At 38.4% G+C, this 17,705-nt stretch carries 12 protein-coding genes; 1 reads left to right on the plus strand and 11 read right to left on the minus strand.

What is annotated here, in order from left to right; genetic code table 11:
* Positions 1-3: 3 nt before the first annotated feature.
* From qatC to GNP95_RS17365, 11 genes are all read right to left on the minus strand, one after another.
* Positions 4-1,347, minus strand: a complete 1,344-nt coding sequence (gene qatC / locus GNP95_RS17315) for a Qat anti-phage system QueC-like protein QatC (RefSeq protein ID WP_155612113.1) — start codon at positions 1,345-1,347, stop codon at positions 4-6.
* A gap of 2 nt (positions 1,348-1,349) precedes the next feature.
* Positions 1,350-2,075, minus strand: a complete 726-nt coding sequence (locus tag GNP95_RS17320; protein ID WP_155612114.1) for a hypothetical protein — start codon at positions 2,073-2,075, stop codon at positions 1,350-1,352.
* A 7-nt stretch (positions 2,076-2,082) separates the two neighbouring features.
* Complete coding sequence (locus GNP95_RS17325) at positions 2,083-4,041, minus strand: KAP family P-loop NTPase fold protein (protein WP_196427222.1); 1,959 nt, start codon at positions 4,039-4,041, stop codon at positions 2,083-2,085.
* 111 nt (positions 4,042-4,152) lie between these two features.
* The gene (locus tag GNP95_RS17330) at positions 4,153-5,277 is read right to left on the minus strand and encodes a UvrD-helicase domain-containing protein (protein ID WP_196427223.1); all 1,125 of its coding nucleotides are present in this window, start codon (positions 5,275-5,277) and stop codon (positions 4,153-4,155) included.
* A complete protein-coding gene (locus GNP95_RS17335) occupies positions 5,264-6,892 on the minus strand; it encodes an ATP-dependent nuclease (RefSeq protein ID WP_155612117.1) in 1,629 nt (542 codons plus the stop codon). Before GNP95_RS17335 ends, GNP95_RS17330 begins: the two co-directional genes overlap by 14 nt.
* 98 nt (positions 6,893-6,990) lie before the next feature.
* On the minus strand, positions 6,991-7,914 hold the full coding sequence (locus GNP95_RS17340) for an AlbA family DNA-binding domain-containing protein (RefSeq protein WP_155612118.1): 924 nt from the start codon (positions 7,912-7,914) through the stop codon (positions 6,991-6,993).
* 190 nt (positions 7,915-8,104) lie between these two features.
* Positions 8,105-10,045, minus strand: a complete 1,941-nt coding sequence (locus tag GNP95_RS17345) for a TnsD family Tn7-like transposition protein (protein WP_155612119.1) — start codon at positions 10,043-10,045, stop codon at positions 8,105-8,107.
* Between the two features lie 7 nt (positions 10,046-10,052).
* A complete protein-coding gene (locus GNP95_RS17350) occupies positions 10,053-11,846 on the minus strand; it encodes a TnsD family Tn7-like transposition protein (RefSeq protein WP_330163484.1) in 1,794 nt (597 codons plus the stop codon).
* Between the two features lie 12 nt (positions 11,847-11,858).
* Positions 11,859-13,613, minus strand: coding sequence for an ATP-binding protein (locus GNP95_RS17355; protein ID WP_155612121.1), 1,755 nt, complete (start codon positions 13,611-13,613; stop codon positions 11,859-11,861).
* Positions 13,606-15,786, minus strand: coding sequence for a Mu transposase C-terminal domain-containing protein (locus tag GNP95_RS17360; protein WP_155612122.1), 2,181 nt, complete (start codon positions 15,784-15,786; stop codon positions 13,606-13,608). Before GNP95_RS17360 ends, GNP95_RS17355 begins: the two co-directional genes overlap by 8 nt.
* A 185-nt stretch (positions 15,787-15,971) precedes the next feature.
* The gene (locus GNP95_RS17365) at positions 15,972-16,811 is read right to left on the minus strand and encodes a TnsA endonuclease N-terminal domain-containing protein (protein WP_196427225.1); all 840 of its coding nucleotides are present in this window, start codon (positions 16,809-16,811) and stop codon (positions 15,972-15,974) included.
* Positions 16,812-17,028: 217 nt separating this feature from the next.
* Here GNP95_RS17365 and GNP95_RS17370 point away from each other — a divergent pair, with 217 nt between their 5' ends.
* Positions 17,029-17,496, plus strand: a complete 468-nt coding sequence (locus tag GNP95_RS17370; RefSeq protein ID WP_155612124.1) for a helix-turn-helix domain-containing protein — start codon at positions 17,029-17,031, stop codon at positions 17,494-17,496.
* Positions 17,497-17,705: the final 209 nt, after the last annotated feature.

Below are 17,705 nucleotides of genomic sequence, written 5' to 3' on the forward strand. Positions count from 1 at the left end.
TCCTTAAGTAAGACCGATCAATTGTTTAGTACCAGTTGTTCCTTTGTCATTAACAAGTTTCTTTATCTCAGCCATGGCTCGAATAACAAGATTTGAATATTCATCAATTTCTTCGATGGACACACCACTTGAAAGCAATAATCTTTTTATTTCCTCAATATTATAGTTGTGCCCCAAAAACGCCAATACAGCCCTAAAGTCACTAACAGAGGCTTTATTACTTGATAAATCGATTTCATCACTAAAGATGTCGATCCCGTAATTTTCATTATCTGCATCAATTACATGCAATGATGCTCTTCTAAAAATACAGGGAACACATCTCCCACAGCCTTTTGCATCTCTTCTAATCCAACTGGATTTATGTCCACTTTTACCACAGGACACTGAATCGGGAATAGCATTCTGTAGTACTTGTTGGTTTCTGCACTGGCTAATTGCCTCTCCTTTGGTCTTTAGACCTAACGGGTTTAATATTGGATTTGATATTCCGACACTTTGTAAAATATGACTCAGCATTTGTAAATAGCTTGGATGAGCAGTCCTCGTGCTGCAAGAGCCTCTTCTAGATGGTGTAAGAGGTATATTTAAAGCAATTGTTCCATTCTCCGGTATTAACAATGGTACATCCTCGCCAATACTCGCAGCTGCATAGATTCCGATGGCCAGGAACAAAATAGAGCGACTTCTAAAAGTTGTTTCTTTTCCTGAAGGGCTCTGACCCGCCCTAACTTGTAATGAATCAATTCTAGAAGCATAATGCTGCTGCAAATGTTTTAAAAGATTTCTCTGATCTGTCTTAGGCCCACTTACTTGTCCATCATAGTGGCCCACCAGTAAAATATCTCCTTGTGGATGACTTTCCAGCCAGTCAACAGCACCAACTAATGAATCTAAACCACCCGAGAATAAGCAAACCAGGTCTGCTTTCACTCGTGGTAAGACACGCCTTGGCGGACGTGTTCTTTCAGTTGGTCTATGTAACGAAGAAGTATTTTGATAAAACTCAATATCCCAAATATCTCCGGTTAAAAATGACATACACTTATCCAAATTTCCCTTTACAGTTTGCCACTTCATCAACTCGTATACAGGGATCTTAATCTTAATATTCCGAGTCCATTTATCCTCTACACTTTTTCTCCCAACAAATTTATCTGTGGCATAGAACACAGTAGCCATAAACAAGAAGTCTAAGACAGTATCGTTTGGAATTCCACATCTTTGAAATAGTGTTTTAAAATCTAAATCAAGATTACTGACTTCTTGAGTATCGGTATTCTGAAGGGACACTTTTGCTAGTTCGAGTTTAGTTTTTTCCGCCGGGCTTACCGTCACATTTATCATGGCTAACCTCCAAATACATCTAGTGTTTTTTCTAATACTTGAACACATATTGATTCGCCTTCTGGCCCGCTCCAATCTACCTGTGTAATGTCTTTATCGAGAGAAAAGACTGTAATTTCTGATTTAATATAATCCAATATATCATTTAGGAATGCATCGGCTTGAGCATTACCAACTTTAGAAGCTAATCTTTCATAAAAAGATCGACAAAATTGTTGATAAACATAATAACCAAAAAATTTTTCCAGCATCTCCGTCAAACTGTCTGGGTTTGAACATCCTTCTAGTACTTGAGTGATTTCATCAATCCCCTCAACTTTCTCAAACATTTCGTCCATAAGTTGAGATAGAGCATTTCTGGCATCAACTTGATCGATAGTACTTGCTTCTTCTCCAAAATAATCAATAAGCGACAAAACAATATCCGATGTTGCCTTTCCCTTTAAATGCTCTAATCCCGTTTGTTTCAGTGCTTCATTGATTCCTAGACGGTTTACTAAAGAAAGAAATGAACCTAAGTTCTTTGCAACAGCTTGAGCGCTTTTAGCACCCATACCTCCATTCCTTGCTACACCTTGCGTACCTCCATTGGCACGAATAAACTGTCCCACTAATTCCTTGGAGTTATCAGAGCCAGGGCGACCTACTTTAGCTAGCCTTGAAACTTTACTCTTCAGATCTCCCCATTGAGGGGTTGTTGGTGCATCGTAGCCTTTAGATGTTCCCATTGAATATCTACCTCCTTTTTTCGATAAGTTTTAAAGCTCGACCAATTTTTGTCTCGGTTGATTTCAATTGTTTAATTACGGGTTCAAAATGCTCATTCAGTTCTTGTTTACTTCTTTGCAAAGTAATCAAATCGTTACCAACCGCCGGGGGGATAGCATCCGCAGGAACATTTAATAAAATGCGAGCGAGAATTTCAATACTTTCAATGACATCCTTTTCTATTAATCCTCTTAATGCATCATAGCCAACTTTTTGATCTGGATTTCGGAGGATATGCTTTTCAATTTGATTTAGCAGTAAAATGCGCTCATCTGTACTTAGTTTTAATGTAGAATCAAACGCACGTCCCATCCTTCCTGCATTAGAGGACAGAATGTCTTCAAGTATAGTTCTTACAAATGGTGGAATCATAGATACCCCTGATAAAGTTGAACTCAGCTTGTCCCTTGCTACCCAAAAATAATCCCTCAAATCTATATCGCTCAACAACGGCTCCATTGCCACCCAGCGGCGCATAAAAGAAGAAGACCATTCCGGAGCAATTTGTTTGGCCTCATCTTCATTTTCGAAATTACCATCAGGCGGTGCTAGCACCGCTTCAAGTTGCTTTAACTCTGTTGGCCTACCTTCTTGTTTAGCTTGCCACTCAAATAAATCCATGAATTGCTTATAGTGTCCGTACTCAAGAACCATCAATTTCACCAGAATGTCATCTCGGATACTTTGTAGTCCTGCAACCCTTGCTAGTTCTTTTCTTAAAAAATAGGCATTTAAGAATCGTTTAACTTGCCTTGGATTCCCCTTAAGCCCTTCTGTAATAAGCGGCGCAATGCTGGAACTGAAAATTAAACTTTCACTGAGAGTAGACGGAAGTTCCGCTTCACCAAATGCTTCTTTCACGGCAGCGTAACCAAATACAGAGTAACGATTTGCACACCTTTGTTCATCACAAGCCTTGTGCACTTTTCCAAGTAAGGTTTCATCTTCAACGTCCCTAGCACAAAATAGTAGGGCCATGTAGCTTTCAACCTCAGCCGGTGATAATTTGGGTAACCTATAGGGAACTTGTATTAACTTTTCTAAGTAGTCGGTTACAAGCCTCTCCGAGGCTTCAACAGGGTCTCGCTCATCTTTGAACTTCATTTGCGCATATCTAACTTCAATTGCATGACGTACTATCCGAGGATCTGCACCTATAACAAATGCTGTTCTCTCGACATTTAAAAACAATTTAATTGCTTCTAAATTTTCTATGATGCGTTCGTTCGAACATCTGTCTAAATCGTCAATTAACACGACTAAAGATTCTATATTCGTATCTTTAAGCAACTTTTCGAAGTCCTGTCGAAATGTCCGTACATCCATGGCGCTTGCTTCGCTCTTATCTTCCTTTATCATTTCCTCCCAATTAATATCGGATTTTGATTCCCCTTCTTCCCCTGTCTCTTCATCGTCTTTTGTCGGTAGAATTGATCCCAATGCTTTCTTACCAGTGCTCATTAAACTTGGTACAATACTTGCTCCGCCCGTTATGTACGCTGCCAGTGCAGGCATACCTATTTCCTTCACACCGAATTTCGCTACCCGCATCCAATTTACGGATTTCAAGAGCCCGGCAACTTTTTCTTTTATTTTAGGACCAAATCTTTTATGCTCACCGAGTTGTAATAGAATCGAGCTGAGGAGCGCTGACTTTGCATCATCATATCCTTCGAAAAGCCAACCATTGAAATATAAAACTGCTATTTTCTCGTATTTTGCTCTTTCAGGAGCACCCGGTGGATAATTTTCCGGATCTAAATCGTTCTCCAACATTTTCATAATACTTGTTTTTCCACTACCCCAATCCCCAAAAACCCCCAATGTGACTGGGAGTAGCTTAGGATTGGTAACAACTGACCTTATTAAGTCGGCATGAACTTTAAAACCCAGAAGGTCCTGAGAAGTTTCATTATCTGACCACATTGTAGTACACCTCCACATTTACCAAACTATGATAATGTCTATTAGAGCTGAGTTTACTTAATACGTTGGTGAAGCTCATCACAGCAAGCTCATGTGTCGCTAGAATTAGTTTCAGACTTTAAACTTTAAAACCGTAGCGTCCTTACCCCCAAAACTAATACTATCTTCAAAAAAATATTCGTTGGGTTTGAATTTTTCAACCACAAATGCCAGGCTGTACTTTGCTCGAGTGACACCAACAAAATATTTGTCAGGAGCCTTCAATCGCCCCTCCGGATTTAATAAGAATGAGTAGAGTGGCTTATTAGGAAAAATTAAAACACGTTCTAAAGTCATCCCTTTGCTTACACCAAAGTTAAGGGATGGATACCCTAAGGTTGGGGTCTTAATATCGTACTTCAAGATATTTGGTTGAAAGTGTTCTACGTACGTATGCACATCTGACTGAAGAATCTGGAAAACTCCAACGGCTGGTTTCTTTGTTTCTAATGCTCCAACAATCGGGTCCTCTGGGTATACTAAGTTCGCAAAGTTTGCTATATCAGCAACAAATCGTTTGGAAGTGTTATTTTTAATAATGTTTATTTGATGTGTATCTTTGCAAGTCTCAAGGTAACTAAAAACATGCATACCACCCTTTTTTCTATCCGATTTCGGATTGTGAGTCTTAAGAGTTGCTTGTTTGTAGTCACCAACACAATAGATTTTGATGGATGAAAGGAATAAACGTTCAAGAAGTTCTATATCTTTTCCCACCAAGTCCTGCAGCTCGTCAATATAAATGCAAGCATATGTTTCCTCAAGCCTTTTCAAGACAGCGCCCTTTGATAATTGATTTAAGAAAAGTGCGAACTCGGTAGCATTGTTAGCCTTCACATCTTTGTTCTTGTTCAAAAAATACGACACGGTATTTTTTCTTGCATAATCAACACCATATGTTCTAGAGAAGTCAAAAGACTTTATTTGACTGATCTCCCCTAAAAAGCTTCTCTGATATGGCCTGATTAATTCTTTTAGTATGAATTGAAACCATGTACTTATAACAACATTTTTATCGAGCACACCGTTATTTTGCTTTGCATACTCTCTCTTTATTGAATAAACACCTTTATTCGTGTAAGACAGCATCAATATTTTCTTAGTAGATTTCTCAGTTATAGACTTAGCATCACTACACATTCCGTATGTTTTACCTGAGCCAGCACAAGCAAGAACCAATGTATTATCGTATCGCATCTTTAATATACGCGGGGTATTCGATACATTCGTCTGAATCAAATACCCTCATTCCCCATTCAGCTTTATTGTTAATCATAAAAGATTCTATTTCTGCCACACTTTTTTTAATCATCGAATTCCCTTTAGAGATAACCCTTTTAAACTTGTTAAACACTTCCTCCTCAACTGAGTTAACAGCTAGTACACTCGGTTCGATTGTATGAAGTGTTTCATTAGTTTCATAATATATTTTTATCAAATCACCATGCGCCTTGAGGTAGTCCTTATATTTATCTATGATATTCCGTTGAACATCCCCATCATTATCCGTAATAATTCGTAATGGTTTTCGTACTAAAACGGCTAAATCACAATACCTTTTAAAAGCCAGTGAATCAACCGTAATGACATCCACTCCATTTTCAATTGGTAACTTTCCGTGAACATCTTTGTAAGCACGTTGAATAATTAATTCATCAGTCGGCCCTTCAACCAATATTACTTTCTCTGCCAATAGAAAACGAACTGTCCCATAACCGGGCAGTTTTTTAAAGAAATCCATAGTATCAGTATCTACAGCATCCAGTTGATTTGTGTGCCCCTTATACAAGAGAATTATATTTTTAAGACCTAATTTGTTTGCTACAAAACTGCTGTGCGTTGATATAAAAACCTGTTTATTCTCATCTTGATTTATTTTTGAAATAAGACGTGACATATTCCCAAATGCTAAATTATTTTCAGGCTCCTCAAACAATACTACATTAGATTTCTCGGTATCTTGTTTAAATACCAGTTCCATTTTAATTAGATTTTGAGTACCAAAACCCATATCTTCAAAAGGAATGTTCTCGACTTCGATTGAAACCTCGTTCATCCAAGATTCGAGTACATCTTCCTGCATACCAAACTTAATCGCTTTATCATCAAGTTTTTCTTCTACTGCTAACCTTTCATTAAGGGCTATAACATTCGGATTGTTATTAAATTCGTGTTTCATTTTTCTATATGCTCTAGTTAGATGTACTTTTTCATCATCAGATAAATTGTTAGTAATTCTTGAATTAATAAATTTGTTTACTGCTGAGTCATAATCTTTTTGTGTAGTATCAATCAGTGATACCTTTACCGGAAAAGTCCTAAATATAATTGGATTGTCACCAAAATCTCTCCAGCTTACTTTGTAAAACTCAACCGGTATATCATAAATCTCTCCATCCTGTACCATCGTTTGAAATGCAGGTGAATAATCTTGATTAAACTCAACACTCATACGAATGCCCGGACAGTCTTCACCAAGCTCATTATTTGTTCCTTTATAACTAGAGTTACTGACATCGTTATCGAAATAAGCTTCAACAATTATAGAAGGTAATTCTTCAATTTTCTGAGAAGGATCTGCAATGATTTCTGTAAAAATAGAACGAGATTCATAGTTGAAAAAAGATGCCTTTAATTGACGCTCAAAGGACGAATTATTTATTTTTCCACTCAGAAGGACTTGAATTATTTCAAGCAATGTACTTTTTCCTGAATTATTATCGCCAACAAAAATATTACAGCCGCTATTCACTTTTATGAGCTCATCTTTGAACATTCGATAATTTTTGATATAGAGTTTGTTCATCTTCATAATGAGTTCTCCCCAAATTCCATATAGAATATCTGTCAACCAACCTCTTTTAAACAGAATACTGATCGATAGTTTCAATACCCACACATGCTATTAAATCATCTATGCGTCCGAAACTTATGTGGGATTCCCTTCTGTTCTTTCACCTTCCAAAGAAAGTCGCCGATCACAAAAACTCTTGCATTATTCATAGTTGCGGAATATCGTTTCTCTCGTGCATCCACTAGCAGAAGCTCGAATACGTACTCCTCAGCACATATTCCGTCCTCATCAATATTTAATCTAAACGGATCTGATGATTCAAAACCAACCATCAAGTGGCCAACTATTTCTGTTTTTGGTGGTACCGCTAATTTGAAATCCGCACCTATAAATTTATCCAACCCATATACGTGGTGCCTTGACAGTTCTTTTCCTTGATTATTGCGGACATATAATGTGCCACCGATTATCGTAATAGGTAATTCTGTTGTATTAGCAAACGCAACTTCAATAGATGCGCAACCCTGTGCATCATGTACTGCATGTAGTGCATAATCTAGAAATCTTAGCTCGAACTGTCCTTTATTTAAATACATGTAATCATAGTCGCTGCGTTTGGCTACTGTATTCATACTACCTTTGCGAATTAAGCAATACCCCTCGTTCAGTCTGTCAAATTTCTTTCTCATCATGTATGGCTTATTTTCTGTTTTACAGATCTTAAAAACAGCTAACACTACGCCTTTGTATTCATATCTGAAATAATCAAACTGTATTTCTGGTTCGATATTATTCAGAACCAGTTGCACATAATTGGATGAATCTATAAACTCTTTCGGATCTATTCCCTTTATCTCCTTACCTTCTGGTCGATCCTTGACTCCAATAATAATGAATTTATCGCCATTATGCCGAGAATTGGCCATCGCCATTATATCCATTAGTAAATCCATACTCTTGTCTTTATGGTATTGTCTCTCTTTAAAGTCCAGATATTCGCACTCATAGCCAAATTCGATTAATTCAGCAATCTTATCCATAGACACCTCACTATATCCCTATGAACAAGGGACTATATGTTTACTGTAAAAATTCGACATCAAACAAGAAAATCCTACTTCACACCCAAATTTACCTAGAAAAAGTAAACTGATGGAAGCATATTGAAAAGGATGAGCCGCGATCGTGTTAGTACACGCACTGCTCATCCTTTTCTTCCATTTGGCTCTTTTACGGCCAAATTATCATTGTCTCCAATTGGCTAATGATTCTTTCATCTACTTCTGCTGTGCTTCTCCTGTACATCGGGCTATACGTTTTTATGCTCTCAAGGGAAATGACCCTCTTATTGTATTTTTTCATCTGTTCAATAATTACTGGTAGATGACGGATTAAGTAGTCCGCATCAGACTCAATCTTGCTTTTTAACAATTCCATAACCCTTGGGAATTTTTGGGGTGCATTCTCTAAATGCTCAGTAATAACTTTGTGGGAATGAGCCAGGATAGTGTATTTTTTTATCTGTTCTGCTGGATTTAATCTGTACAGATCATCTGCCACTGCGGCTAAAACTTTACAATATTCTAAATCTAACTTAGCCCAATCCTTTCGAATCTGGTTCTTTTTGCTGGGAGGCAAGTTTTGTTCCATCCAATCCCGGTCGTTCTTAAACATTTTAAAATACAGATGATTATATCTTTTTGCAAGTTCAGTTCTTGAAATGCCATTATTATTTCGTAAAATTTCAAGTATCTTCTCGCGATTTTCTTTTAACAACGTGGTGACCTCTGATGTTGTAGCAACCTCGCCATTATTATCTATGGAGGATGCCCATAACACTTCAAGCGACTGAAGTATTCTTGTGTCTGAAGCTGGTTCTTTACTACGGTTCAATGAAAGTTTTATTTGGGTAGGAGATGTCTTTAACCTTTTTGCAATAGCATTATTACTTAAGCCACTTGAATGAAGTTCCCATACAGTTGCATGCCACAATGGCCCCATTGTTAATACTGCATAAGGCTTCTCGTTACTATGATCATTTAATTTCCATCTTCTTGAGAAACTAAAGCCACATAGCGGACAACCGAATAATCCAGAAATATATCTTCCACCATGATCAACCCGAACACATTTTTTAATAACTCCTAAGTTATAACCTTCACATACCGGGTTCTTACAAATCCATGGCCCATTCCCAAATGGTATAGGTAAACAGAAAGCTCCATTCTCCGATATAAAATTTTCAACCGATCCAGATAAAAACATCATAAATAGGACATAGAGTAGGATGTTTTTAACCGACTTGCTTGAAAGAATGAAACTGTCTGAATTAACCTGTGTTTTTAAATTAGTAGTCAAGTAGTCTTTTAGTCCATTCTCTTTCAAGAAATCATCAAAGTGCTGAAAAAGTTGCTTTCTGTCAAAACCACCGCTGTACTTCATATATCCTTTTAAACCAATTACATTTCTCAATTTTGCAAATATCTCTTCCCGGGATACCTGCTTAGAGTACAGAACCATCTGATAGAAGTTAGTAAGGATTCGCTGTTCAATATTATAGTTGTTGGTGGAAATCCCTTCTTCTTTACAATCTGATAGATTTCGACCACATTCACACTCTATTGAAGCTAATAACTGCCCATCTTTCACTCTAGCCAATATTTTATGACAGCCTGGACAATGCATAATCAATTTACTGCCATGCTCTGGACAGTATGTTATAAAAGTTAACTGGTGGATTCTGTGCAAATAGACTTCGCCATATTTTCGGCTGTCATTCTTCATGCACTCAGGGCAATAACGCACGTTATCTGATATAAGCCTGTCTTGACCTTTGCCAAGTAAAGCGGCAATATTGGAATCACCTGCATTCTTCTTGATCTCTTCAATGGTTTTTGATAATCGGTCATAAGGTATAAATGGTTTGACCCAGTGAAAATAGGTATGCTTAAACAAAAAATCATTCATTGACATAATTCCTTTTGGCAACTGGTCAAACAAAAAATTTAAGTTGCGAGGAAATACGGTTAAGCGGTAGGAGCTTCTTCCGAACAACTCTGAATTTGTTACTGAAAAATCACTGTTACCCGAAAGCACATGATACCTAAATATTATAGACCTACTATCTTCATCTGGATATAAGGTCGGGAAATACGATAACATAAACATCATCCTTCTTTCATGACTGGTACTCGACGATTTCCATGAATTTGTCCTTAACCATTTTCTTTAATGGATGATTCAATCCGGCTAACTTCAATAATCTCCATCCCATTACCTTTCCTTCTGTTTCATTAAGCTTGCTTGCTGCCCAAATTAACCTACGAACTTGAAATGTCTCTGTTGTATCGACATGTTTCTTAATGAATTCATTGGTTTTAGGGAGTTTGTTTAGATTCTTCACAAGCTTATGTTTCAGTTGGCCTGAATCCGTATGTCTAGCTATTGAGGCCAACGATATTCTTTGCGGATTAGGTAAACGTTTCATCTGTTCGACCGTTTTTACTACCACATCATACAAATTCTCGTCTCGCTGATTCCAATCCACTTTTCGTTTGACCCTCGTTAGCGAGCATCCTTTCTCGTTGTTTCCGTTTCTTCTCGACCTGGTAGTTAGACTTTCGCTTCTCGTCTTTTGCAAAATTGCTTTATACGTATCAAGATGCTCCGTTTGAGTTTTTACAGTCCCAGGGTCGACACCGAGAATTTTTGCTTTCTGACGAAGGGATGTATTGGTCTTATTAAGACGTCTTAGTTTGTCATACCAAACCGGACCAAATGCTTTAGTTCTGCCTATCCGGTTCCGGTCCTCATCACATGTATCCGGACCTCTTCTTGAATATACAAATCCGCAACTGCAATGGAAGGTGCCGACCGGCTTTGAAGTTGTTGAGCAACGAGTAACTATACATTTTTCAACAACACTTTGATTGTAATGACCTGCCACTTTATTGAGACATGGCCAGGGTCCGTTTCCAAATGGATGATTATGGGGAGTGAAAGAAAAACCACCGACAAATTTATCAAAAAAACCGATTGTTAATAAATGCCTTAGTGGATGCGTAATTTCTTCTTGATTCCTGATTATTTTATGTAGCCACGTATCAGTGCTATTTGAATTGATACCACAGTCTAGATATTCCAGCAGTTTATCAGTGTAGATGTTCCGAAAATCCTGTATAAGGCGATTAAATCGCACCCGACCACCTACTGTTTGGTATCTTTCCTTTGGGAGCATTATTTTATAGGAAGCGGTCTCCTCTTTAGATTTTGACTGGGACTGTAGAAGAAAATTCGATTGAACAGCAATGAATGCCAGATGATCCAACCAGTTCGCGTCTATAACCGGTTCGGTATAGTCCGATTCACCGTGCATTGCTAAAGGCACAAATGAAAACTTGTGATGAAGCGTGGAGTATTCTACCCTACTGACCTTTAAGTTGCTCCTATGCAATGGACAGATAAATACACCGGGCAACTGATGGCAGCGATGCCAATAAGGCTCGCATATTTCACTATCTGTTTTATAGCATTCGCTACAAAATCTTAGCTTCACCGGCAATTTTATAGAAGAAGCTAGCAATCCAAGGGAGGCATGAACTTCCCCTTGTTTACTCCCATCTTCCATTAAAGAGTGTACTTTATGAATTTTCCATTGCTTCATAAAGTAAGTGTAATAGGGAAGTAAGGTATGATCATTAATGATTTGATCAGTCGTATATTGTCCATTCAAATTATCGGTAAGACACGTTAAGTGACTTGGCAGATCCACAGTCGCGCAAGCCAATCGTTTCCCGAAAAGGTCCTCTATGGTTTGTCTTTGTGTCCTATTTCCGGAGTTAACATGGTATCTGGCAATTCCGCTATATAGTAATTCATCTTTATAAAGGGTCGGAAAATGGGCTAGCAATAGAATCACCCTCTCAAATAAGATCCTATTGCTAGTTTTACCCACTTTATGAATAATTATCACTCAAAGAATCTATTAAATAATTAACTTTGATAGTTCATCTTCCGACGGTATACTCCCTATATCCACTAATTTTTCATAGATCGCTTCTTTATCTTTTTCGTTGTTTGCCACAGCATGTCTAAGGTCATCCTCATCAAGCATAATCTGCTGCTTTTTCTTCTTTCGGGCTTTACTGTTCCCCTTTTCTTCGGCTCCTTCTCTTTCGTTGCCACAGTTCTCATCTTCACTCGTCATGGGACTGAACGCAATATCTTTAATAAGTTGTTTTCGTAAATCAACCATATCTTTCTCAGCCTCATTAGACTGAAGAACCTTATTAGCAGCTTCATAAGCCATATCATAAGAAGATCCGAAATTCATTGCTGTTTTTACAAGTTCAATTAGTTTCTCTTCGTCCTGCTCAATTTTTTTATCTCGCAATATTTTTGTTCTGATCTCTCCTTGAATATTGACCTTCTCATCTGCCATTTGTAAATATTGATCCAACACGTCCCACTTAGGATATAAATCATCTATTGCTTCTAACGCTCGGGGGTCTTTACTTCTCAAAACCTTTAACATAGGCTGAACTAACTGCATGTGCTGTTTGGCAACACTCTCCAAGAGAGCCCCTGTTATTTTTTCATTATCGTTTCCGTCCTCGATGGCTTGCCACTGGGCTAACATGTACAACTTAACAGCAATATCTACAATTCCCTGAGACAGCTCATACATTGTCTTAATCAAATGAGGCTTTAAAGGCGTTTTAGTAGCAGTCCATTGATATTTCCACAGAGCATTTAAGAAGTAATCCCACTCCTCGCCTTCACTTAGTCTATCCATGATCATATCCCCTTGTCCCGTGCTTCTTCTTGCTTGACTGAAGGAACCGGATAGAAGTTTCATAGCCTTGAATGTCCCTACTAATACCACGGGAACACCAATCGTGTTAATCAATTGAGTAAAATAATTAAGCATTTTTTCAGCGCCGCCACTCTTAAGAAAACTCAGGAATTGAATTTCATCAATGACTAGCACTCCTAATCCATGTAATGTAGCCAAATGTGCCAGTATTGGTATTAACATATCTACGGATGTTCCCTTTGAAGCAAATTTCCGGTAATAATTTGTGCCTAGGATCGAATCTATGGATTGCAAAAAATTAAAGCATAATCCCTTCAATGAACCATCAAACGGACAATTTAATTTCAGCCAAACAACTTGCTTACGGATAAAAGGTTGCCCTTTATAAGTCGAGTGATGAATGACCTGCGGATATAAAAGTAAGGAGCTCTCGATTGCCGTTGTCTTACCCTGTCCACTTACTCCAAGGATAGCAAATCCGGCTGCGGTAGATCTCACCCCAGCAATATTGCCTCCTGTTAAATCAACCCCTCCTTCAAGAACCTCTTTAAAACCTATATGGAATTGTCTCATGACTGCTGGGGAGAAAGGATTTCTTGCTTTATAACCATGGCGGATTAATCTCGACAGCCTTTGTTCCACAAGAAAATGTGAAGGTAACGGCTCGACATAATCGGATATCTGTTGAACAAGATGCAGCCTTGTCTGCCGTCCTAATTTGCGTTTTCTTTCATCATAATCAGGGTATTTTCTAATTTGTAATGCGACATCTTCTTCTTCAAATATCGGGGGCAAAGCTTCTATAAAAGGATTATTCCTATATCCAGGAATCTCCTGTTCGAAATAGCTAGCTTCCTCTTGCCTACCCATAATGCTCGGAGAATATTGATAATAATCAACCTGCTGTTGGGCTTGCTTAACCATGCTTTTTCTCCTCCGATTCCTTTAATTTTGCGAGCAAACCCAGCTTAGATTTAGGCTTATATGTTTCTAGAGGAATTACATGATCTTCAGGAGTAGATGATTCGTCTGTCCCCCCATCTAATGACTTACCCAACTCATAAGCTTGTTCTTTTCGTAGTCTGTCTCTCTCAACAGCTTTATTCCCTTTAATATTGGACTTCCGTTCAGACTTTGTTAAGGAATGGTCTTGGCTATCAGCACTCCGCTTCATTGCTTCTTTTTTAATCGCTTCTAACTTCGCGCTTAAGGTTACCTCTTCCTGAAGTTCCGTTTCATCATAGTACAAGCTTCGTGACAGTTTTTCTTCGTAACGTGTTGCCTTGACCTCTTCGAGGCTCATATTAATAAATCGGGAAGATTTGGACAATAAGTCGCACTTTATAAAAGCTCTGCCATTGTCCGTCTTCACATAGACATGATTCATACATCTTCTGTCATAAGCGAGCGGCACCTTTTGTGTTTTCCCTTTAACGAACCACCCTTGATGCGCTAGTTCTTCACAACCATAATACATTCCTTCAAAGTATATTCCCTCTCGATTCACCGTAACTTTTGCCTCGGGTAATACATTTAATCGAACGATATCCGGATGAACATTCTTCAAATAGTGATTATGGCTTATCCCCCAATTCCATAAATCCCTTGCAATGGGCCGCACCTTATCTAATGCCTGATCTTTGTCTAAAGGGTAGTATTCCATATAGTGATAGTTGTTTCTTTGAAGAATCATTTCGATCATCATTTGTGTAAACTCTTTAAGGGTAAGCTTCGCATCTAAGACGTAATCAGGTCCCCCGCGCTTCTTGTATTCTTTCTTTACAGCACCAGGCATCCATGGTTGGAGCGCCACATTCAGTGTCCGAAATTGCTGTTCTACAATGCCCTTTAGATCAGCACGATATGGAGGCGCATTTATTATTTTGATTCCTAGCGCTTTAGCAAGCGAGTCAGCATTTTTACTCTCCATCTCGCCCCGGTCAGCCATAAAACTATCTGGCATGTGGTGACACGGCCACTCTTCCTCAGTAATTTCGATATCATACTGCCTGCAGAACTCAACCTTGTTCTCCACTGTATTTTCAATAGCCATCATGATTCCAAGCCAAGATGGACCTTCAAACCCAACGTATAACCCGACAACCATATGACTGTATACATCAACAACAATATATACGACAGGCCTGCCAACTATAATATTGGCATCAATCGAACTTACTAAATATACATCCGCAACAGTTGCGTCAACCTCGTAGATCTGTCCTGGTCCGGTTGCTTTCCTAGTTTCAGATCCAAGTAAAGGCCTGAAATCGCGATTAAATGTAACCTCACCTTCCCGGGCGATTAATAGCTTGCGTTTGGTGTAATTCCTTCGAATGTGATATCGCAGTTGAGCTATACTTGGTACATCATGTCCTGGAGGTATTATCGGAATCTCATATTTGCCCTTCTTAGTGGTACCAACCTGATAATACTTCTTCAGCATCTCAACGTATGTAAATTTCACGGAGTCTCTTCGATTTACTTTTAAATAGACCTCTCTGATGATCGCATCGAATATTTTACGATGACCCTCGCTTATTAAGACTCCATTTAACTTGGGATCTACAGAAATGCTGGTTTCTCTGGGTCTGCCCATCTTTTGAGTTGGATTCTTCTTTCTGCCCTTCCCTCCGCATTTTCTGAATCTGGGAAGTATAGCATTGACCATCTTTCCTCCAGTCCAGTAATAGCGTAAGTATTTATAGTAAAGGTTTTTTCCCTTGCCGGTTCTTTTCATTTCACTCTTTATGATTTGATACCGTTCTTTGGGATTGTAAATGTTAGGCTCCAGTTCTACAATGTCTTTAATACATTCCCAGGCTTCATCCCTGAGGCGAATTTCTTTTGGGGTTAGAAGCTCCTCCGAAACCATAAACCTGGAATATGGGTCATGCTCGCGTTTAATCATCGTCCCTTCAATAAGCTCCTGTTCAATGGATGAGATACGCTTGAACTCAGGAACCCCCGTTTTTTTTATAATAGAAATGGTAACAGCACAATCCTCCGACTGATTCAGCCAAAGTACCCTCTCACAATCAACAAGCTTTGATTCTGCGTCTCTTTTTTCAAGCAGAGTATTGATAAACAGCTCCATTTTGTTCTCCTCCAATTTTGATAAAAGTTAGAATGGGTCTTGTAATTACATTAGGTTTGGCAGTATTAATCACGCTTAAATCAGATATTGTTTGAACTATTTTGATCGCTTGAATCGCCTGACTTTCCTTTATTTATTTCTCTAAAACAATATAGCCTCGTCATTTTCTAGAGATGCTAATACGATTATTTATGGCCAGCCCTCCAGTTTTTAAAATGATTCGCTTGTATTTCTAATCGTTTTTGTGTAGGAAGAATGCGACGATTCATATCAACTTCCCATAATCGATTAGCGATCAGATATCGGACAACATTCATGCTAGTCCCCATTAGTAAATCCATCTTTGCATCAAGATCCAAAGTGATTTTAGCCAAGGGCTTGTCTATATTAACAATCCATTCGTATAGTACAGGTTCCAATTCATAAACCAGTTCATTGGTTAGATATGCCGTCTCATCTAAAACCTTGGCCGAATGCAACCATTCCACGTTTTTAACCAAATCATAGTTGATTTGATTTTCTGTAATCAGCCGCCATTCTATATCCAGATCTTTGAAGTAATACTTCTCTATTTGGAGCTTGTCTAATACCCTTCGATTTAATTTTGCCGATGGCTTTATAGAATGAGCTATAAACCTAAGTTCTTCACCTGATCTTACTGTCAATAGCATGTCAGTGGTCATTACAATGGGATGCTTGGTCTTCGGATCAATTGGATGTCTGATGCCTAGATTTTGAGCAATGAACATTGTTTTTTCCAATGGCAACAAAGGGTATTGCTCTCTGATATCAACAACGTCCATAGCCCACTCCATTTGGTAATGATGAGCTAATTCATAATGTTCGGACAGATAATGGTGTAATCGCCCACTCTTCCATCCCCGAACTCTCGTTACAACCCCATGGGATGGAACATCATGGATGGTTAACCAAGGCTTATATTCTGCAAAATCCCCCTTACCACGCCCTTCCTTAATCCACCTTTCAATTGTTGCTGCTGTTGTGCGCCGACGTCTTTTCGACATGAACATTTCCTCTCCATTACAGTAGATTCTAAATTTACATTTGAAATATATTAATCAATTTATAATTGACTTTGATGATAAGCGATAATTACTCAACTTGTCAACACCATTTAGTCGAGTAATTTACAACTAAAATGCAGTATGTTACCATGAAATAAAGTATTCACTTTACTGTTCAGTTTTGTATTCAATAAACTAATTAGGGGTAGGGGTACTTATGTTAATATTAGGAGAAAGAATTAAAACCTCACGTATATCTAGAGGCTGGACTCAAGAAGAACTCGCCAGGAGAATTAACACAACCAAACACGTTATTTCAAATTGGGAACGAAATAAAGGTAATCCAGACCCAAGGCAAATTACCGCATTAGCTAATGCCTTTGAGGTTTCGGCAGACTATTTGCTTGGATTAAGCGATTTTCCCGAACCACATTTTCGGGACCCATTCGGGCAAATCTCCTTAATGCCTGCAACTGACTATTCTTTTGTGAAAGGATTGACATGGGATCTCCTTAAATTATTAAACTCTGGAATTCCACTATCTGTAGATGATAGTGAAATTGTCCCTAAAGATAAGAAACTGATCGCCACCGTTATTGAAGCCATTCTTACCAGAAGCAACGCAGATGCTTGTGGAGTTATAGAAGAACCGCCTAATTCCGATCAGGATTCTTTGCTGTTTTAAGGCAATGCCAGCTCATCACCAGTCTTCTGTTAGATTCAGAACCCTTTTGCATATATCACACTGCACATTGATGAATAACCCCAGTCCAGTGGGAACGAAAGTATAAGTGAATTTAGCGCCTGTAACATCAACAGGTTTGCATGAATCCCAATCTTGTATTTTTTGAAGCATCTCTTCAGTAATCTTAAAAATCATCGTTCTATCTCCAT

Origin of the sequence: Paenibacillus woosongensis (genome assembly GCF_009725165.1) — a bacterium.
In the GTDB taxonomy this organism is placed as follows: domain Bacteria; phylum Bacillota; class Bacilli; order Paenibacillales; family Paenibacillaceae; genus Fontibacillus; species Fontibacillus woosongensis.